We start from the raw sequence: 19,065 nt of genomic DNA on the forward strand, positions 1-19,065 counted from the left end.
GCATAGTTTATAAAGATATTTTCGTGCCATCCATCAAAAAGAAATGGCATATGACAAAACTATCCCTGTTACTTTTATTATTATTATTATTACTGTGTATTACTGTAGGTTTTTCCCAAGAACCAAAAGTTATACGTAGCGTTTCGGACTTATCTAGCAACACTTTTTTTGATCGGACAGAATTTACGGCAGGTTATTCTGGAAATATATTCTGGAATAATGGAATAAATTTAGGAGCCGAATATCTTTTAGAAGAAAAAAAGAAAGTTAAGAATAAGAGAAGAGGGCAAAAAACAAATACGCATCAATTTCTACTAAACGGAAATTTAGGATTCACTACAAATTTTTCCTCTAAGACAGATACCGGTTTCTATACTAATTATGGTATAACATGGCGCAGAACCAATAAGAAGGGAAAACAGTTTAGTGTAGATTTTAACCCTTTGGGCTACTACCGTTCTATATTACCAGAAACCTATGAAGTAAAAGGCGATGATGTTGATAAGGTTTTCTTGCCAGGCAGAAGTTATTATGCACCATCTATATCATTAGGAATTGGAAAACAAAGACTAGGTAAAAAATTGACAGGAAGGTATTTCAAGATAAATTTAGTACTAAGAACTCCTTTTAATGCGGGTACCGTACCATCTATTAACCTTCAATACGGATATCGATTTAAATTTAAAAATAAAAAATAATGCAGAAGTTTATTAAAGAATACGCCAATAAAATAGGAGTGCTAATTGTTTTATGCACCGTTTTTTCTTGTTCTAATGACGAGGATACCTCTGAATTAAGTGATACTATATTTGTACGGCATAAAAAGGCAGATATGCCAGCTTATATACATGGTAATGCATCTGAAAAACTATTCCTTATTATTTTACATGGCGGACCGGGTGGTATAGGATTAAATTATCGTTCTAATACTATTAAAGATGCTATTGAAAAAGAATGTGTTGTAGTTTATTTTGACCAACGGGGTTCAGGAATGGCACAAGGTAGTTATTCCGAAAACGGAATAAACATAGATATTATGGCCGAAGATGTTTTAGCGTTAGTAAAGGTTATTAAACATAAATACGGTAATGACTCTAGATTTTTTTTAATGGGTCATAGTTGGGGAGGTGCTTTAGGCCCTGCAACTTTATTAAAAGATCAAACTGATTTTTTAGGATGGATAGATGTTGATGGCTCACACAACCCTAAATCCATGTATTTGGAATATATAGCTAATTTTAAAAGGGTAGCGGCAGAACAAATTACCGCTGGTAATGAAACTCAATATTGGGAAAGTCTAATAGAATTAACTAATACTGTTGCTCCAGAATATAATATGGAGGATATGCGTAAATTAAATTCGGAAGCTTTTAAAGCGGAAGAAAAGTTAGCAGACACAAATGTTATTAATGAAAATGTAGAAAGTGATGAAAATACAATATTAAAATACAACCTTCTAACTTTGTTCTGGAATATGGCTAATACCCAATCTATCTTAGATGAAGATTTATTTCAAAATATAACATTTAAAGACAGGCTTAAAGAAATAAAAGTACCGTCTTTAATTTTATGGGGAAAATACGATATGGTAGTACCAATAAGGTATGCTCAAGATTCTTATGATAACTTGGGGGCTAGTAATAAGAAATTAGTAATTTTTGAAAAATCTGGACATTCTCCTATGGCAACAGAACCAGATTTATTTGCAGAAGAAGTAATTACATTTATTAGGGATAATAAGTAGAAATTAAAAGCTTAATTTATCTAAACAAAACAAGCTTCACATTTTCCTTGTAGTAATAGTTGGGAAGTTTCTATTTTTTTATTAGGTATTTTAGGTAGTGTAACACTAACAGTTAAGCATTCTACTTTTCCACAACTTAAGCATTGAAAATGAGGGTGCAGATCTGCATGTTCAGACGCGGTACAACCATTACACTTTGCGTACCATTTAAGTCCTTCTTTGCCTAAAAATGAGTGTAAAATACCATCATCTTCTAACTTATCTAATACACGATAAATGGTTGTTTTATTAAATGTAGAGTCTAATTCCGCAATAAGCTTTTTTGCAGAAATAGCTGTAGAACTATTGTTAAACTCATTAAGTAAAACTTCAACAGCTTTTGTTTTTCTAATTACTCCCATGAAACAAATATAACGCAACAGTGTTGCATTAACAAATAATATCTTTACATTTGCAACTCAGTTGTAATAACAATTTTAATAAATGATTTTAATAAAACAGAGGTCAGATATTTTAGGAACTTTTGCAAGTTCTTTATGTCTTGTTCATTGTGTTGCCACTCCATTTTTATTTATGGCGCAAGCTAGTTCAGTAACATTTTCCAGTGGCCCGCCAACATGGTGGAAGTTTATGGATTATTTTTTTCTTGCTATTTCTTTTTTTGCCATTTATTGGGCTACAAAAACAACAACTATTAAGTGGATTAAACCTATGCTTTGGTCAAGTTGGGGGGCATTATTTGCAATAATCTTAAACGAAAAGTTAGAATTATTTTCTTTACCAGAGGCTATTATTTATGTTCCAGCTATTGCATTAGTGGTATTGCACTTATATAATAGAAAACACTGTAAATGTAGTACAGATAAATGTTGTGTAAATGAAGAATAAAGAACAAGTAGATATAACAGGGGATAATCATATTTCCTCAAGTATAGAAACTCCTTTAACAGCTAATGCTTTTGATAAAAGTGATGATGAGAAAATAGAAAGCATTCAATATCATTTTTCCAAAATAATGGAAGAGTTGGGTTTAGATTTAACGGATGATAGTTTATCTGGTACTCCATACCGTGTTGCTAAAATGTATGTAAAAGAGCTTTTTTATGGCTTAAATCCAGCAAATAAACCAAAGCTATCCGTTTTTGAAAATAAGTACGGTTATAAAAAAATGCTAGTAGAACAGTATATAAATATTGATTCTGCCTGTGAGCATCATTTTTTACCAATAGTAGGGCATGCACATGTTGCCTATATCCCAAAGGATAAGGTAATTGGTTTATCTAAAATTAACAGGTTAGTAGATTATTATGCACGCCGTCCGCAGGTTCAAGAAAGGTTGGTGCTTCAAATTCTTAATGATTTACAAGAAGTTTTAGAGACAAAAAATGTTATTATTTCTGTAACGGCAAAGCATCTTTGCGTTTCTTCAAGAGGAATAAAAGACCAAAGTAGTTTTACTACCACCTTAGAATATGGTGGCAGTTTTGAAAACGAAGCTAATAGAAATGAATTTTTAAAAATAATAGCGCAAGAAAAAATATAAAATTAGGATAACAAAATTTATATTCAGAAATTACTAGACAAAAAAAGCGTTCCGAAAAAGCTTTTTAAAGAGGTAATTGTAAAATTTCATTACTTTCCTATTATTTAAATTTAAAAAATAAACCTAACCCAAATAGAGGATAGTGTTTGTATATTAATTACAAAAATGGAAGCTATAATTACAGTAGTAGGTTTTTTGGGAGCAGGAAAAACTACCTTGCTAAAATTCTTAATAAACAGTTTTATTGCTAAAGGTTGGGATCCATTTGTAATTCTTAATGATTATGAAAATGCTAGTATTGATGCTCAGCAGTTAACTCAAAAATTAAATTTAAAATCTATTAAACCCCTTAATGGTAGTTGTATTTGTTGTAGTGGTATTGTAGAACTTAGGAATACAGTAAATAAAATAGCAGAACGAAAAAATGGTATTACTTTAATTGAAGCAAACGGAACTTCGGATGCTTGTTCTTTAATGGAGTTCTTAGGTGTTGGTTTACAGGATAGATTTTTACCACCAGTTCAAATTTCTGTGGTAGATGCTAAAAACTGGCAAAAGAGGGGAGAATATAATGAGTTGGAATCAAATCAAATACAGGTTTCTTCGCTTCTAGTAGTAACGCACCTTGATGAAGTTACAGAAGATAGACAAGCCACCGTAGTTAATGAAATAAAAGCTTTAAACCCATTTGCTAAAATATTGACTATAGCAACTTTAGATGTAGAACTACTTCCTGAACTACTGCCATCAGCTAATTCGGCAAAAAAGTTAGACCATCAAAAAGCACATTGGTCTTCTTGCTCTACGGATTTACCAGTTTTGTCAAATGTAAATTGTATTCATGAAATTTGTAAGCAATTACCCAATAGTATATTAAGAATAAAAGGGTGCGCAAAAATAGAAGGGGAGTCTAATTACACCTATTTTGAAAGAAAACCAGATGGCGAAATTTTTGTAAGACCATTTAATGGTATTCCTATTACGGGGACTAAACTTTTAGCTGTTGGACCTGGAAGCGCACCAAATGTATTGGAAAAAGCTATAAAACTTAGCCTTTAATGGATGATAATTAATGCAACTAAGTTGCGTTAATGTGAAAAAGGTAATATATTTACCAGATATTTTAGACACAATTGCTCAAAGCTATCTTCCTATTAATGAAGCCTAGTTGTTATAGAAAAATGTGTTCTTAAAGAGGCTGAAATCCGATAATGGGAAAAACAATTATTTCCCTAACAAGATAAATGGCTCGTAGAGTATTAGTATATTGCAGTCCACAAAATTTAAGATGGTACAAACCAGTAATCTTACATTTAAATATAAAAAGAAAGAAGCTGTTTTTAGCTTCCCAAGTGTAAATTTACAGGAACAAGAAAATTTACTTATTCTTGGAAAATCTGGAATAGGTAAAACCACATTTTTGCATCTTTTAGCAGGTATATTAAAGCCATTTAGTGGTTCTGTAGTAATTGATAAAATAGATATAAATACCTTATCGCACTCGCAATTAGATAAATTTAGAGGAAAAAATATAGGCCTTATATTTCAAAAAAATCATGCAGTTAAATCTTTAAGTGTTTTTGATAATTTAAAAGCCCGTCTTTTTTTTAGTCGCGAGACCATAAAACGTTCTGAAATTGATTTTTTATTAGAACAATTAGATTTAATTGAAACTAAAAATAGTAAGGTAAACGAGCTTAGCGAAGGGCAACTACAGCGCCTTGGTATTGCAATGGCGGTAGTTCATAGGCCAAAAATTATTCTAGCAGATGAACCTACATCTAGTCTAGATGATGAAAATTGTAACATAGTAATGCGTTTGTTACAGCAACAGGCACAAAAAAACAAAGCAAATTTAGTAGTCATTACTCATGATATACGTATTACATCATCCTTTAAAAATGTAATTACGCTATGAACAACTGGATTATAAGTATTAAAAATATTCTTCATAAACCACTCTATGCCTTTCTTAGTATATTTTCTTTATCTATTAGTGTTGGTTTGTTATTAGGAATTCAGCAATTAGATTCCTCTATACAAAACCAATTTACTAATACTTTAGGGAATATAGAGATGGTTGTAGGAGCAAAAGGAAGCCCTTTACAATTAGTACTTTCTTCCGTTTTACATATAGATAATCCAACAGGAAATATTAAGTACTCTGAAGTAGAAAAATTAGCTAAAAATCCGTTGGTAAAAACGGCTATTCCAATATCCTATGGCGATAATTATAAAGGATATCGTATTGTTGGTACTACTGCAGGTTTCCCAAAAATATATGAAGCACAACTCTTAAAAGGAAAAGGAATAGAAAATTCTATGGAAGTAGTTTTAGGGAATGATGTAGCGCAAAAATTAAATTTACAAATAGGTGATACTTTTTTAAGTTCGCACGGTTTATCCGAAAATGCAATAGAAGAACATGAACAATCTTTTACAGTCGTAGGTCTTTATAAACCAACGTATAAAGTTATTGATAAACTTATTGTAACAAGCCTAGGTAGTATTTGGGATGTACACTACCATGAGGAAGCTGAAGAAGAAGAGGCAATTCACAGAGAGCATAAAGAAGAGTTAATTCATGAAGAATATGAACATCATGCTCATAAAAATGAAGATAAAGAAGTAACTTCTATTCTGGTTTCTTTTAGAAATCCTATGGGGTTAATGACCATGCCAAGAAATATTAATACAAATTCTAATATGCAAGCCGCCTTACCTAAGTATGAGTTAGAAAGGCTATTCCGTTTTACTGGTGTTGGCGTTAAAGCAATTTCGTGGATTGCATATATTATTCTCTTAATTTCATGTATTACAATTTTCATTAGTCTATATAAAATGGTAAGAGAGAGAGCTTTTGATCTTGCTCTTATGAGAACCTATGGAGCAAGTAATTTTCAATTATTCCGCATTGTAGCTTTTGAAGGTGTTTTAATAGTCTTTATTTCTTTAATTTTTGGTTTTCTGTTCTCTCAGATAGGGTTATACTTTATAGTAAGTCTGTTTAAATCGCAGTTTCAACAAGAGGTTATATTAACTTTTTCTACTATTAAAATGTTAAATAGCATTTTAATAATATTAATTATATCAATGGTATCCATTTTATTTGCCATCTTTCCTATATTAAAAATGAATATCTCTAAAATTTTAAGTGATGAAAAGTAAAATCTTTTATCTGCTATTAATGTTCGTTTCTATGAGTGCTTTGGGGCAAGTAAACCTTACTTGGGATGATTTGGCTGATATTGAATATACAGAAAAATATTTTATCGCTTATGATTCTAATTTCCTGTATCCTGAGTTTAGTAAAAAAATGGCAAGCCTTGCAGGTAAAGAAGTTACATTATCGGGTTATTTTTTGGATGTTTCTCCAGATGGAAAATTACTTGTTTTGTCTAAAAATCCATTGGCCTCTTGCTTTTTTTGTGGAAAAGGTGGACCAGAAACCGCAGTAGAAATACAATTTAAATCTAAACCAGATTTTAAAACCGATGATGTGGTGGTAATAACTGGAATATTAAAACTTAACAAAGACGATATAGAACACTTTAACTATATTCTTACAGATTGCTCTGGTATTGATATGAAATAATACTGAATAATTTTTAAAAATGAACAGAAGAAAATTTTTTAAAAAAGGATCACTACTTACTTTAGGATCAACAATATTGCACCCTTTTACAGGAAAAGCCAACACTATCCCATTTAGTATTGATAATAAAAGCAAAAAGGCAAAGAATATTATTATAATTGTTAGTGATGGTATGAGTATTGGCACCTTGAATATGGCCGATCTTTACCTATCAAGAAAAACAGGAAAAGGTTCTAATTGGTTACAACTATACAAAGATAGTAGAGTTAATAGAGCTTTAATGGATATGGCTTCTGCAAGTTCTATGGTTACAGATTCTGCTGCAGCAAGCTCTTCATGGGGTGGAGGAGTACGTATAAGCAATGGTGCAATTAATGTTAGTAAAAGTGGAGAAGAACATTTACCTATTTGGCAAAAATTTAAAAAAGCAGGTAAAAAGGCAGGCTGTGTTACTACCGTTCCAATTACCCATGCTACTCCGGCAGGTTTTTGTATAAACTCTAAATCTAGAAATGCACAGGAAAAAATTGCAGAGAAATATTTAGAGCAAAAGTTCGATGTTATGATGGGAGGGGGAAATAAGTACTTTTCTTCAGAAAACAGAAAAGATAAAAAAGATATGTACAAAGCCTTTACAAAAGGCGGTTATGAAGTAGTAAAAACAAGAGATGCTATGTTTTCTGCTACTAATGATAAACCTATTTTGGGCGTTTTTCATGATGAGGGACTTCCGTATTCTATAGATAGAGAAAACAATAAAGAATTATTACAAAAAGTGCCTACGCTTGCCGAGATGACCCAAAAAGCTATTGAAGCTATGAAAGACCATCCTAATGGTTTTGTATTACAAGTAGAAGCAGGAAAAGTAGATTGGGCAGCCCATGGTAATGATATTTCAGGTCTTATTTATGACCAAGTAGCACATGACAAAGCTATAGAGGTAGCTATGAATTTTGCAGAGCAAAATGAGGAAACTTTAGTTATTATAACTACCGATCATGGTAATGCAAATCCAGGAGTTATTTATGGGGGTAAGGCTAATGAAAACTTTGATACAATTCAAAAATATAAACATACTAATGATTGGGTATTAAACGGATTAGGAAAAGAAACTTCTGTAGCGCAAATAAAAGAAAGAGTAGCGTATGCTAATAATTTTGAGCTTACTAATGAGGAAGCAAAATTATTATTAAGCTATTATTCTAACCTACAAACAGAAGAAGGTCTTTATAACCCAAAGCATCTTCCTTTTAAGGCTTTGGCCGAAATTCAAAAAAAGCATAATTCTGTAGGTTGGATAAGTATGCACCATTCTGCCGATTATGTGGAATTGGCTATGTATGGTCCTGGAAGTAGTTTATTAAAACCATTTATAAAAAATACAGACCTTCATTACTTAATGTTAGAAGCTGCAGAAATTGAAAATACGTTTTAGATTAATGCATATTATAATAACAATATCATTTTTTTTATTTTTGATTTGACAGCTTATATAATTTGATAACCCGAAAGTTCATAGCAGTTTTACTATTTGTCTTAGGTACTAAAAATATTCATGCGTATACGCTTTATTTAAAAGGAAAGGCACACCAACGTAATTGGGATTTAGAAGCTTATTTAAAAACGATTGACTGTTAATTTTATGATTTAGAATAATTTTTCTCAATAGAAGTTATTTAACAATACGATATAAGATTACTTATAGTATTCTAATCTTCAAAATAATCTTCAAATACATTATTGTTCTTGTCATTAAAAAGCTTTACATAATCTATGGAACCTAAACTATTATATGAATAAGACAATCCTTTTACATAACCTAAATCAGAATTATAATTAGTTTCAAATATTTTATTGTCATTTAAAAATATTGTAGCGTGTTTATTTTCAACTTTTACAGTAAGATTTTGCCAATTATATAAATCTGTACCAAATCCAGATAAGTCATAATTAACCCCTTTTTTAGTAACTTCTCCGATTCTTATTTTTGATAAATTTACGCAACCTTTCGTTGTAAGTTTAACACGAATCATATCCATCTCACACATTATCATTAATTCAACCGTAGGGCAAACTGAATTTTTAATACTATCATTTTTTAATCTTGTTTCTAATACAAAATTGTTACCACTTAAATTTTCAAAATCTCGAACATTATAATAGGTAAGCGAAAATTTTTTTTCTGTTTTCACATTGCTTTTTTTTAATATCTCTTCTGATACAGATAATTTACCATTAGAATTAAAATTTTCACTAATATAAATTGGTATTTTATCATTGTATTTATAGCGTATTACTGGGAGCCAATCTTTAGTTGTAATATGTACAGGGTTTTGTTTTATTACAGAGTCATTTGCAATAAGTTTTGCCCTATGAAAACCTGGGTAATAATAAATACTAGAAAGAAATCCACTTTTATTAATTGCTATTTTATTGGCTTTATTCCATGATTGTTGTATAAATAAACTATCCGCATTAATATTATGTACGTCATAGTTAAACATAATGGTATTGGGTACGCCTTCAGAAATAGATTTGTCGCTAGCAAAACTTATGTCTCCTAGTATATTGATGTCCTTTTCTTTTTTATAAAATGATAGTAAAATACATAAGATTAATATTATAAAACTTGCACAAAGCAATACTAGTTTTGTATTACTAAACTTTTTCTTTTCTTTATTTAAAGGAGTTGAAGAAGCAGTACTTACAAATTTGTTTTCTATATGTTCCTTTTTTAATTCTTGCCAACTCTTGTTATAGGCAATTTTAGATAAGACATCTAAAGTTGTTATATGCGGTAATCTGGTATTTTCATTATTATAAATTCTTTTAAGTGTAGATAAACTTATTCTTATTCCTGCATTTTTTTCTATAAAAAAAACTAAAAAATTAAAATCTTTATGCGTCCAATTTTTTGATGGGTTTAAACCAGTAACTTTAATTACCTTCTCTTTAATTTTTTCTAACAACTCTATGTCTAAGGAATTTATGTCTGCCATAAAAAAAGAATACAATAATGAATTTATAATGGTTGTAAAATGGTTGTAAAATGTTACTACTTAATAATGATGCTAATTTAAGTTTGTTTTAGTAACAATTAAAAAATTAAAATTACAATTCTAAAATTGATTTAAAAATGAAACAAACATTATTATTTATTCTATGCATTACAACAACAATTAGTAGTTTAATGGCACAAAATTTAATTCCATTAAATACAGAAAATTGGAAACTAGAAAAAGGAGAGTTCATAGATTTTGACAATAGAAAATGTCTAATAGGTAAGGCAACACTAAAAAAAACAAATTTTAAAAATGGTACTATAGAATTTGATATTTGGTTAGCTGATAAGCGTTCTTATCCTGGAATTCATTTTCGAAAGCAAAATAATAACTACGAGTTTTTTTATTTTAGACCTCACAGATTTTTTTTATATGATGATGCTTTACAGTATGCCCCCACTTTTAAAGGAGATGTATGTTGGCAATTATACTCTGGAGAAGGTTATACGTCTAAATTAAATATGGCTTATAACAAATGGGTGCATGTTAAATTGGTTGTTGTTAATGATAAAGCTCAAGTATATGTAGATGATATGACCGTGCCAAGTATGACCGTTCATAAATTAATAACAGAAAATAAAGATGGTGCGTTATCGATAGTTTCAGGTAATCGAAATTCTTACATTTCAAATTTTATAATTAAAGAAACTGGGCGTATTAATAGTCAATACCTTAATAAAAATTCAGATAAAGAAAAATCAATTACACAAACATTTCAATTGTCTAAAAAGTTTCCTAAAGATGAATTTAAAAGCAATGCATATCCAAAATTCAACAGTTTAAATAGTGCAAATTGGGAAACTGTAGATTTGGATGATACTGGTTTACTAAATATTTCTAAATACAGAAAAGCGACAAAAAAAGAAAATTGTATTTATGTTAAAAGTATAATTAAATCGGATAAAGATAAAGTCTTAAAACTAGCATTTGGCTATAGTGACGCTGCAAAGATTTACTTTAACAAACAACTTATTTACTCTGGTAATTATGCATTTAGAAGTAGAGTAAAATCATTTGCTGGTTTTATAGGTTTAAACGATACACTATACCTTAACCTAAAAAAAGGGCTCAACGAATTATTTATCAAATCATCAGAAACTTTTGGAGGGTGGGGTCTAAAATTTAAAGGTGTTGAAGAAATTAAAACCTTAAATACAACTAAAAGTACAATACCATTATCATGGAATTTAAAAGTTTCTAATTTAAGCCCTGAATCTGTTTTATATAGTAAAGAAGAAGCTGCTCTTTATGTTACTAACTTTAATAACTTTGCTAAAAACCAACAACATAGAGGTTTTATATCAAAATTATCTGCTACAGGAGAAATGCTAGATTCTTTATGGATTACAGGACTTAAATCTCCAACAGGAATATGTAATTATAAAGATAAAATGTTTGTGGTAGATAGAGATGAATTGGTCGAAATAAGTATTAAAAAGCGTAAAATTGTATCTAGATATACATATCCAGAACATATTAATTTTGCTAACGATGTAGTTGCAGATCATAAAGGCAGAATTTATATTACCAATTCCGATAAAAATAATGGTGTACCAGATATACTCATTTTAAAAAAAGATAAAATAATACCTTGGATACGCTCCAATGAGTTAGTAGATGTAAATGGTATTTGTTTTCATGATGATAAATTAATTGTTGGAAATGGAGGAGATTCTTCTTTAAAACAAGTAGTTATGGGTACAAAGAATGTATCTAATATTGTGTCATTTGGTTCAGGAATTGTTGATGGTATTAAAATTGATTCTAACGGGAATTATTTAGTTTCAATTTGGGAAGGAAGTTTGTATAAAGTAAATAAAAATGGAGAGGTAAAACTACTTATTAATGGGGTAGGCAAATTTAATATTGCAGATTTTGAATACAATCAAGAATTACAAACACTATATATACCAACTTTTCTAGACAATAGTGTAAGAGCTTACAGTTACAAGTAAAAGTTAAAATTATCAATCCATTAGAGGAAAAAGAAAGTATTTTGAGAAGTGTGTTGTTTAAAACAAAGTACACAAATCTGAAACGCTAATAATTAAAAGAGTATCTAAATAATACTATTATTCATTACTTCTTTTAGAAAGCCAAAAAACAGGAGAGTTTTCTCTTAATGGATTGATATTTTGATATATAGAAGGCTATATTAATACAAATAAAGGTAATATTGAAATTCTAAGGAAAAGGAAGCTTGGTAGTCTAGAATTACTTAATTTTACTATCAAACCTATCTAAAGTAGTCTGTTAACGAGTTGTTACATAATCTAAATGCTATTCAACTATCCAAATAAAACATCATTTTTTTTAATAACTCAGAAAGTTTATTTTTTTCCACTTGGTTTAACATACTTATAGAATCACTAGCTTCACTGTAGGCTTCCCTAAAAATGATAAGAGAGAAGTGGAATGCGTGTGAAATAGATGGCTAAAGATATTATTAATCAATAACTTCAAGTTTATAACTAACTCCGTGTATATTGACGATATTTATGGAGTTATCGTTTTTAAACCGCTTTCGTATTTTAGAAATAAAGGCATCTAAACTTCTACCGACAACAACCCCATTATCTTCCCAAACTTCTTTTGTAAGCTGTTCTCGTTTGACAATTACATTTTGATTCTGAATAAAAATTTTAAGTATTTGAGATTCTTTAAGAGTTAATTTAAATTCTAAATTGTTACGTACAAGCTTATTTTGATTTTCGTAGAACTTATAAGTACCAAATATTAAATAATCTGTATGTTTTACTGAATTATTGGTAGTTGTTTTCTTGTTTTTTCTTAAAAGTAAAGCAAAACTAATTAATACTAGTAATAAGATTATTGAACCTATGTAATGGAATCCTGATGCTACTGAAATAGCAACAGGATCTTTCAATGCTGACATAATGGTTTGGGATATAAATGGAAAATTCAAGTATTCAGTTCCTACCGATGAACAGCGGATAGTTGATGTAAAATGGAAAAATCAAAAACCTTATGCCAATAATATTGAAGATGTAGAAACTGATTATCCAATAAAAATTTATCTGAAAACAAACAATAATAAATTAGAACTAATTCCTCTTAATAACAATCGTTTTGCACTCATTGATACTCTAGGAAATTTAATTAGAGGAGATAAAAAGGATTTTGTTAGAGTAATAGATGACGGTAATTGCTTTACAAAAATAGAGTGATTAAATGTAGAACATTGACCATGGATTGTGATAATTTAACCTCTTAAAATTTTTAGATATAGCACTAGAAAAGTGAAACGTACCCAATAGGTTAAAAGCAGGAATCGTTAAAGTATCACCTACCAAAATCACATTCTAGATTTCTCATTATCTGCACCAGATTTACCTTTAGCTTCTTTTACTTTTTTATTTCCAAAAGGGTACGTATAGCTAACTCTAAAAATACGCGAGAAACCAGATTCAGGGCTATAGGTTCCATTAAAAACATCGCCAAATGCTTCGCGAGTTAGTGTCCCAATTTTAAAATTAATATCCAAACTCTCAAAAATATCAGCTACCGCAAATTGCAAACTACTACCGTTTTTAAATTCTTTTTTCAACCCTGCATTTATAACCCCAAAACCTTCGTTTCTACTACTTCCATTAAAATGACGAGAGGTATACCAGCCCGATACTTCTACTGAAAAATTTGCAGGCAATAACAAGGTTTGACTTCCATTAAAATTATAATGTAAATAATTGTGGGTGATGCGCTCATCGGTATGTAAAATTCGAAACCTTCTAACACCCAAAGTACCATTAACATTAATATTCCACCAATGAAAAATGCGAATTGGAATATTAGTTTGTACATCTATATTCCGTTGGTATTCCATATTTACAGGAGCTATGACTGCTACATTACTTTGTGCATTTCGGGTTATTTGAAAGCGTGCGATTGGGTTATTTTCATTAGAGGCCAATAGGGAGATACTAAAAGATTTATTGTTGTAGGTTATACTAATATTATCGGTTATGGCAGGCAGCAGTTGTGGATTTCCACTAAATACCGAAGTTGGGCCGTTATAAACTAAAAAGGAGGCTAGGTCGGAATAATTAGGTCGTGTAATACGCTTGTTGTAAGCAAAATTTAGAGCCGTAGTATCAGAAAAAGAATGCGTGATAAAGAATGAAGGAAATAATTTCCCAAAACTACGATCTAGTGTACTAGTGCCAAACGCTTGATCCCAATACTCATAACGCAAGCCAAGCTGCATTTTCAATGTTTCAGTAAAGCTGTAATCACTCAATACATAAGCCGCTCCTATGGTTTCGGTATTTTCAATTGTACTTATAAACCTATCGTCTGTCACAAAATTTTCGCCTTGCAGAATTTCAATACGGGCATCATTAACGGTTTTAGATAATGACCCTTTTATACCACCTTCTACAGAGGTGTTTTTAGTAATGGCATGCTTATAGTCTAATTTTAGTACACCAACATTAATATTGGTTTTATTAAAACCACGATTTCCATTAGTATAAATTTCATTTTGGGGCTGAAACGCCTCTCCATTTTCATCAAAATAATTACTATTTACTTGATTGGGGGTTTCACTATTGTAATTAATATAATCGCCTGTTATGGTAAAACTATTGTGCTCACCAACCTTTTCAAAATACATGGAAGAGGTTAAATTCTTTAAATTTCCATGGCCATTTAGACGTATTTGAGCTTCTAAAAAAGGGTCAGTCGTAAAATCGTATAATCCTAAATTACGAGTCCTAACAAGGGGGGACGATTTATTAAAAACTACGGTAGCCCCAAGTGAAGCCCCCTTATAAAGTTGGTATTCATATCCTAAATTAAGATTATGATTTCGGTTTGTTTGTTGGGTGCTACTAGTAAAATCAATATTTGTACGCCCTCCTAAAACGGGTATTTCAGTTAGTCCAACCCCTCTAAACCCGCTATATGTCTCGTCATAAGAGAAGTTATAGCTACCAAATAGCGTAGCATGTTCACCACCATAATTAAGAGAGAGTCCCGTTGTTTGCTTGGGGCCTTCACCATAACCTGCACTTAAGTTAATATTAGCCCGAATTCCCAAAGTCTCATTTTTAACCGTTACAATATTAATGATGCCTGCATTACCATCCACATCATATCGTGCTGATGGATTGGTCAACAGTTCTATCTTTTCAATGTTATCCGCACTCATACCATTAAGCATGGCTATCAAATCTGCTGTAGGGATACGCTGTGCCTTTCCGTTTATCATAACCAGAGTACCACTTTTACCATTTAAAGAAAATGTAGTGTTGTATGGGTCCAAAATAACACCTGGCGAGCGTTCTAAAACTTGTAAAGCGGTACTGCCTTGTGTCATTACACTTGCCTGCACATTAATAACGCTACCTTCTTGAGTACGTTGAATCAATTTTTGCTGCCCTCGTATTAAAACACCATCTAATTCTGTTACGTCTTCAACTAAAAGAATAGGAGGGAAGTTGTGTTGATAGGGAAGAGAGCTCACAACAAATAATTCGGACACCCAAGTTTTATAAGTCAATAGGCTAATTTGGACTGTAAATTCACCTTCCATGGGAATATCGAGTTTAAATTTACCATCTTCATCACTAATAACTCCTGTTAAGAACTGGGTTTTATCCTTAGGGTGTAAGGTTATATTTGCATATGCAATGCCAACACCTTTCTCATCTATAATGGTTCCTGTAATTTGTGATGATGCATTAAACGCAAATCCAAATACAGCTAAAATACTTATAAGTTGTAACTTCATTTTATTGATTTTAGGTGTAAGTAATAGCTATCTTATAAACAATAAAAAAGAGATTGATGAGTGGTTGCATTATCATTACATAGGGGGATTATATCTCAAATAATTTATAAATGGTACCAAAATCAAGCTATAATTACCTGTGGTCAATAAAATGTAACATGACAGCAAGTTTTTCAAGTATGCATTTGATAAAAATATAGTGCTATTGTATCTTGCTAGATACTATGTTATACCGTTTATGGAAGTCGTTAATAAAAACAGTGTATTATCTTTTATAGAACGTTACAAGTTACACCATATCCTTTTTTGGGCGTGCTATCATTTTGTATGGTGGACTGTGCATACCGGAAATCCTAGTGATGTTTTAGAAAGTTTTAAAACCCCTCATAGTGTTATAAAATATCTGGGGTATGTTATTTATCAGGCCATAGGAATCTATTTCTGTCTTTATGTACTTATGCCCAAGTATCTTATAAAAGGAAAATACTTTAAGTTTTTCACATATGTTATTCTCATAATTTTTGCTATGGCTGTATTAATTAGTGCTAATTATTTTTTTGCGGCCTCTTTTTCTGATCACTCAGCCTACGCACTTTTTAAAATAAATCCAGCAACACCAGTTACAATTTTTAAGAAAAGTGCATTGCCATCATCTATATCTGCAATGACATTGGGAATGAGTATCAAACTTGCCAAAAACTGGATAGCTTCTCAAAAGCGACAGCAATTATTAGAAAAAGAAAAATTAGAGACGGAGCTAAAGTTTTTAAAATCACAGTTCAACCCTCATTTTTTGTTCAATACCATTAATAGCATATTTGTATTGATTCATAAAAATCCAGAAATGGCATCGGAATCCTTAGTAAAGTTTTCAAGTTTATTACGCTATCAATTATATGAGTGCAATAGTACTTATATTCCTTTAAAGAATGAATTGGCTTATATTGAAAGTTTCATTGAATTGGAAAATCTTCGCCAAAATGATAATTTTGATTTAGAACTTAAGCTTCCTAAATTGTTGGAGGATACCCCAATTATTGCTCCTTTTGTTTTAATACCTTTCATAGAAAATGCTTTCAAACATCTATCGGAAGACGCTGCGCAAAAAAAATGGATAGCACTTCATGTTTCCGTTGAGAAAGAACAGTTGTATTTTGAACTGAGTAATAGTGCTAATTTTGAAATACAGCATCATATGCCAGAAGGTATTTCATATAGTGGGCTAGGTCTTAAAAACGTAAAACGTAGATTACACCTAGTCTATAAAGACGCACATTCGGTAATCATTAAAAAAAGTAAGGATACATATACTGTGAAATTACAACTTACACTGGCAAAAGAAGTAATGGAGCCACTAAAAAAAATATCTGTATGATGAGATGTATAGTCATAGATGATGAACCACTCGCAAGAGAATGTATAACCAATTATATTGATCAAATAGATACTCTTACTTGCGTTGGCACAGGTATTTCTGCGTTGGATATTCCACGTTTCCTAGAAGAGACCGAAGTAGATCTTCTATTTTTAGATGTGCAAATGCCTTTAATGAATGGTTTAGAGTATTTAAAATCAAATCCTAATCCTCCGTTAACCATTCTAACAACGGCCTTTCCCAATTATGCTGTCGACGGTTTTAATCTTAATGTTTTAGACTATTTACTTAAGCCAATTTCTTTTAATCGCTTTTTTGCTGCCGTAACCAAGGCTAAGCGACAACATCAATTACTGCAAAATAATGAAAAACCATGGATTAAAAAAGAAGAGTCTAATTGTTTCTTTATTAAATGCGATGGCAAGCTGGAGAAAATTTACCATGATGATATTCTCTTCGTAAAAGCCATGCAAAACTATGTGATTGTTCAAACAACTAAAAGAAAATATGTAAGCCTACTATTTTTAAAGAACGTAGAAGAAAATTTAAATTCCGATGCGTTTATGAGAGTTCACAAATCCTATATTGTAGCTTTAAATAAAATAGAAGGTATCACGCAACACGAATTACAAATAGCATCTTATAAAATTCCGTTAAGTAGAAATTACCGCAAAGAAGTAATTCCAAGAATTGTTGGGGATAACTTATGGAATAAAGAAGGGTGATTATATAATAAATGAAGATAATTTATAATTACACATTTTCTTCTGTACTATAACAATAAAACTAGTTTTTTTAATTTCACAAAGACACTTTTCTATAACGTCTGATTATAATTCTTTTTTAAATTATAATGTTCTGCGTTATGTAACTTGAGTTTTGGTAAAAGTGAAGTTGAATTTCTACTTTTTCTTATTTTTTTATTCTAAAATGTTTCTCTACAATGTTAATGGAACACTCTTTTCACGAAGCGACGGTAGGAGAGAAATGGAATGTGTGTGGAATGGGAATAATTATTAAAGACATAAAATTAAGACTCTAAAGTTTTGTAATACTCAATATAATATATTAAATTGCATCAATAGTATGATTATTTAAACAATAAAAATATGTCTACAATTAGAAAAACAATAACATTTACAGAACAACAAGATAAGTGGATAAAATCACGAATTACAATTGGAGAATTTACCAATGATAGTGAATATCTTCGAGATTTAGTAAGGCGTGATCAAGCAAAAAACGCCAAATTTTCTGCACTCAAAGCAGCAATAACGGAGGGAATGGAAAGTGGTGTTAGTGATAAATCTGTTCCAGATATCATGAAGGAAGTTGAAGACCGTATGCGAGCTGATGGGCGTTTATAAAGTATCTGGAAAAGCTGAAATTGACCTTGCAAAAATGTACGAATATGGAATTGAAACGTTTGGATTAAAACAAGCGAAAACATACCTATTGGGAATACACGATATTTTTCAAGTTCTATCAGAAAACATAAATCTTGGACGGGATGCTTCGAAATTTGTATTTTCTTTAAAAAGGTTTTCTTATAAATCACATACTATTTTTTATTTGACTACAGATATTGATATTTTGATTGTTCGTGTTCTAAACCAAAGTATGGATTATGAAAAAAATCTATAGTTATATTTTTTTCTCCACAATACAATAAAACCAAAACATTCTATATTACAAAGACATTTTATATAGCTTCCAATTTAATGGAATATGTCAAATGTACTATAATGTTCCGCATTATGACACTTTGCTTTGGAAAAGCAAAGTAATTGGCACTTTTCTCTCTTTAAATTTTTCTTCTAAAAAGTTTTTCTCTAAAGGTAATGGAACACTTATTATACGCACCGACGTTAGGAGGGAAGTGTAATGTGTGTGCGTACTCAAGAACTTAACGCAACAAATCTAAATTAATAGATTTGTTATTATGGTACGTAAAAAGAATACAAGACTTACCCATAAAGAAAGAGTCCAAATTG

General features: G+C 30.7%; 19 protein-coding genes. 15 read left to right on the forward strand and 4 right to left on the reverse strand.

Annotated features, from left to right (window positions below):
* The first annotated feature begins 50 nt into the window (after positions 1–50).
* Entirely contained in the window at positions 51–698 is a 648-nt protein-coding gene (locus Q0945_RS08155; RefSeq protein WP_299433238.1) for a hypothetical protein, read from the forward strand.
* Positions 698–1,744 carry an alpha/beta hydrolase gene (locus tag Q0945_RS08160; protein ID WP_299433241.1) on the forward strand — a complete coding sequence of 349 codons (1,047 nt, stop codon included), beginning with the start codon at positions 698–700 and terminating at the stop codon, positions 1,742–1,744. Before Q0945_RS08155 ends, Q0945_RS08160 begins: the two co-directional genes overlap by 1 nt.
* Before the next feature lie 20 nt (positions 1,745–1,764).
* On the opposite strand, the gene Q0945_RS08165 is transcribed toward Q0945_RS08160, so the two are convergent.
* On the reverse strand, positions 1,765–2,145 hold the full coding sequence (locus tag Q0945_RS08165; protein WP_299433244.1) for a transcriptional repressor: 381 nt from the start codon (positions 2,143–2,145) through the stop codon (positions 1,765–1,767).
* Positions 2,146–2,227: 82 nt separating this feature from the next.
* Here Q0945_RS08165 and Q0945_RS08170 point away from each other — a divergent pair, with 82 nt between their 5' ends.
* From Q0945_RS08170 to Q0945_RS08200, 7 genes are all read left to right on the forward strand, one after another.
* Positions 2,228–2,632, forward strand: a complete 405-nt coding sequence (locus tag Q0945_RS08170) for a MerC domain-containing protein (protein WP_299433247.1) — start codon at positions 2,228–2,230, stop codon at positions 2,630–2,632.
* Positions 2,622–3,287, forward strand: coding sequence for a GTP cyclohydrolase I FolE (gene folE, locus Q0945_RS08175; RefSeq protein WP_299433250.1), 666 nt, complete (start codon positions 2,622–2,624; stop codon positions 3,285–3,287). The genes Q0945_RS08170 and folE overlap by 11 nt, the downstream gene beginning before the upstream one ends.
* Positions 3,288–3,452: 165 nt before the next feature.
* Positions 3,453–4,346, forward strand: a complete 894-nt coding sequence (locus tag Q0945_RS08180; RefSeq protein ID WP_299433253.1) for a GTP-binding protein — start codon at positions 3,453–3,455, stop codon at positions 4,344–4,346.
* Positions 4,347–4,575: 229 nt separating this feature from the next.
* Positions 4,576–5,205: an ATP-binding cassette domain-containing protein gene (locus Q0945_RS08185; RefSeq protein WP_299433256.1), complete on the forward strand. Its 630-nt coding sequence runs from the start codon at positions 4,576–4,578 to the stop codon at positions 5,203–5,205.
* Entirely contained in the window at positions 5,202–6,455 is a 1,254-nt protein-coding gene (locus tag Q0945_RS08190; RefSeq protein ID WP_299433259.1) for an ABC transporter permease, read from the forward strand. The genes Q0945_RS08185 and Q0945_RS08190 overlap by 4 nt, the downstream gene beginning before the upstream one ends.
* On the forward strand, positions 6,445–6,882 hold the full coding sequence (locus Q0945_RS08195; protein WP_299433263.1) for a hypothetical protein: 438 nt from the start codon (positions 6,445–6,447) through the stop codon (positions 6,880–6,882). Before Q0945_RS08190 ends, Q0945_RS08195 begins: the two co-directional genes overlap by 11 nt.
* A 19-nt stretch (positions 6,883–6,901) precedes the next feature.
* On the forward strand, positions 6,902–8,317 hold the full coding sequence (locus tag Q0945_RS08200) for an alkaline phosphatase (protein ID WP_299433266.1): 1,416 nt from the start codon (positions 6,902–6,904) through the stop codon (positions 8,315–8,317).
* A 274-nt stretch (positions 8,318–8,591) separates the two neighbouring features.
* Here the strand turns inward: Q0945_RS08200 and Q0945_RS08205 are convergent, their stop codons facing one another.
* Positions 8,592–9,881, reverse strand: coding sequence for a hypothetical protein (locus tag Q0945_RS08205; RefSeq protein WP_299433269.1), 1,290 nt, complete (start codon positions 9,879–9,881; stop codon positions 8,592–8,594).
* 137 nt (positions 9,882–10,018) lie between these two features.
* On the opposite strand from Q0945_RS08205, the gene Q0945_RS08210 reads away from it, so the two are divergent.
* Positions 10,019–11,899: an SMP-30/gluconolactonase/LRE family protein gene (locus Q0945_RS08210; protein WP_299433272.1), complete on the forward strand. Its 1,881-nt coding sequence runs from the start codon at positions 10,019–10,021 to the stop codon at positions 11,897–11,899.
* Positions 11,900–12,390: 491 nt separating this feature from the next.
* Here Q0945_RS08210 and Q0945_RS08215 read toward each other — a convergent pair whose 3' ends face one another.
* Positions 12,391–12,840 (reverse strand): winged helix-turn-helix domain-containing protein, encoded by a 450-nt coding sequence (locus Q0945_RS08215; RefSeq protein WP_299433275.1) that lies wholly within the window; start codon positions 12,838–12,840, stop codon positions 12,391–12,393.
* A 1-nt stretch (position 12,841) separates the two neighbouring features.
* On the opposite strand from Q0945_RS08215, the gene Q0945_RS08220 reads away from it, so the two are divergent.
* Positions 12,842–13,132, forward strand: a complete 291-nt coding sequence (locus tag Q0945_RS08220) for a hypothetical protein (protein WP_299433278.1) — start codon at positions 12,842–12,844, stop codon at positions 13,130–13,132.
* 128 nt (positions 13,133–13,260) lie between these two features.
* Here Q0945_RS08220 and Q0945_RS08225 read toward each other — a convergent pair whose 3' ends face one another.
* Entirely contained in the window at positions 13,261–15,696 is a 2,436-nt protein-coding gene (locus Q0945_RS08225; RefSeq protein WP_299433281.1) for a TonB-dependent receptor, read from the reverse strand.
* Between the two features lie 526 nt (positions 15,697–16,222).
* Between Q0945_RS08225 and Q0945_RS08230 the strand changes: the two genes are divergently transcribed.
* From Q0945_RS08230 to Q0945_RS08245, 4 genes are all read left to right on the forward strand, one after another.
* Positions 16,223–17,071, forward strand: coding sequence for a histidine kinase (locus Q0945_RS08230; protein ID WP_299433284.1), 849 nt, complete (start codon positions 16,223–16,225; stop codon positions 17,069–17,071).
* The gene (locus Q0945_RS08235) at positions 17,068–17,796 is read left to right on the forward strand and encodes a LytTR family DNA-binding domain-containing protein (protein WP_299433287.1); all 729 of its coding nucleotides are present in this window, start codon (positions 17,068–17,070) and stop codon (positions 17,794–17,796) included. The genes Q0945_RS08230 and Q0945_RS08235 overlap by 4 nt, the downstream gene beginning before the upstream one ends.
* A 384-nt stretch (positions 17,797–18,180) precedes the next feature.
* The gene (locus Q0945_RS08240; RefSeq protein ID WP_298485907.1) at positions 18,181–18,438 is read left to right on the forward strand and encodes a type II toxin-antitoxin system ParD family antitoxin; all 258 of its coding nucleotides are present in this window, start codon (positions 18,181–18,183) and stop codon (positions 18,436–18,438) included.
* Positions 18,425–18,715, forward strand: coding sequence for a type II toxin-antitoxin system RelE/ParE family toxin (locus Q0945_RS08245; protein ID WP_299433290.1), 291 nt, complete (start codon positions 18,425–18,427; stop codon positions 18,713–18,715). Before Q0945_RS08240 ends, Q0945_RS08245 begins: the two co-directional genes overlap by 14 nt.
* Positions 18,716–19,065: the final 350 nt, after the last annotated feature.

It is taken from the genome of uncultured Maribacter sp. (assembly GCF_947500405.1).
Lineage (GTDB): Bacteria > Bacteroidota > Bacteroidia > Flavobacteriales > Flavobacteriaceae > Maribacter_B.

Bases quoted from the DNA above. Each gene is read 5' to 3' on its own strand.
- Q0945_RS08225 (WP_299433281.1), bottom strand. From the start codon at position 15,696: ATGAAGTTACAACTTATAAGTATTTTAGCTGTATTTGGATTTGCGTTT.
- Q0945_RS08230 (WP_299433284.1), top strand. From the start codon at position 16,223: ATGGCTGTATTAATTAGTGCTAATTATTTTTTTGCGGCCTCTTTTTCT.
- Q0945_RS08215 (WP_299433275.1), bottom strand. From the start codon at position 12,840: ATGTCAGCATTGAAAGATCCTGTTGCTATTTCAGTAGCATCAGGATTC.
- Q0945_RS08160 (WP_299433241.1), top strand. From the start codon at position 698: ATGCAGAAGTTTATTAAAGAATACGCCAATAAAATAGGAGTGCTAATT.
- Q0945_RS08170 (WP_299433247.1), top strand. From the start codon at position 2,228: ATGATTTTAATAAAACAGAGGTCAGATATTTTAGGAACTTTTGCAAGT.
- Q0945_RS08240 (WP_298485907.1), top strand. From the start codon at position 18,181: ATGTCTACAATTAGAAAAACAATAACATTTACAGAACAACAAGATAAG.
- Q0945_RS08205 (WP_299433269.1), bottom strand. From the start codon at position 9,881: ATGGCAGACATAAATTCCTTAGACATAGAGTTGTTAGAAAAAATTAAA.
- Q0945_RS08195 (WP_299433263.1), top strand. From the start codon at position 6,445: ATGAAAAGTAAAATCTTTTATCTGCTATTAATGTTCGTTTCTATGAGT.
- Q0945_RS08220 (WP_299433278.1), top strand. From the start codon at position 12,842: ATGGTTTGGGATATAAATGGAAAATTCAAGTATTCAGTTCCTACCGAT.
- folE (WP_299433250.1), top strand. From the start codon at position 2,622: ATGAAGAATAAAGAACAAGTAGATATAACAGGGGATAATCATATTTCC.
- Q0945_RS08190 (WP_299433259.1), top strand. From the start codon at position 5,202: ATGAACAACTGGATTATAAGTATTAAAAATATTCTTCATAAACCACTC.
- Q0945_RS08155 (WP_299433238.1), top strand. From the start codon at position 51: ATGACAAAACTATCCCTGTTACTTTTATTATTATTATTATTACTGTGT.
- Q0945_RS08200 (WP_299433266.1), top strand. From the start codon at position 6,902: ATGAACAGAAGAAAATTTTTTAAAAAAGGATCACTACTTACTTTAGGA.
- Q0945_RS08245 (WP_299433290.1), top strand. From the start codon at position 18,425: ATGGGCGTTTATAAAGTATCTGGAAAAGCTGAAATTGACCTTGCAAAA.
- Q0945_RS08180 (WP_299433253.1), top strand. From the start codon at position 3,453: ATGGAAGCTATAATTACAGTAGTAGGTTTTTTGGGAGCAGGAAAAACT.
- Q0945_RS08210 (WP_299433272.1), top strand. From the start codon at position 10,019: ATGAAACAAACATTATTATTTATTCTATGCATTACAACAACAATTAGT.
- Q0945_RS08165 (WP_299433244.1), bottom strand. From the start codon at position 2,145: ATGGGAGTAATTAGAAAAACAAAAGCTGTTGAAGTTTTACTTAATGAG.
- Q0945_RS08235 (WP_299433287.1), top strand. From the start codon at position 17,068: ATGATGAGATGTATAGTCATAGATGATGAACCACTCGCAAGAGAATGT.
- Q0945_RS08185 (WP_299433256.1), top strand. From the start codon at position 4,576: ATGGTACAAACCAGTAATCTTACATTTAAATATAAAAAGAAAGAAGCT.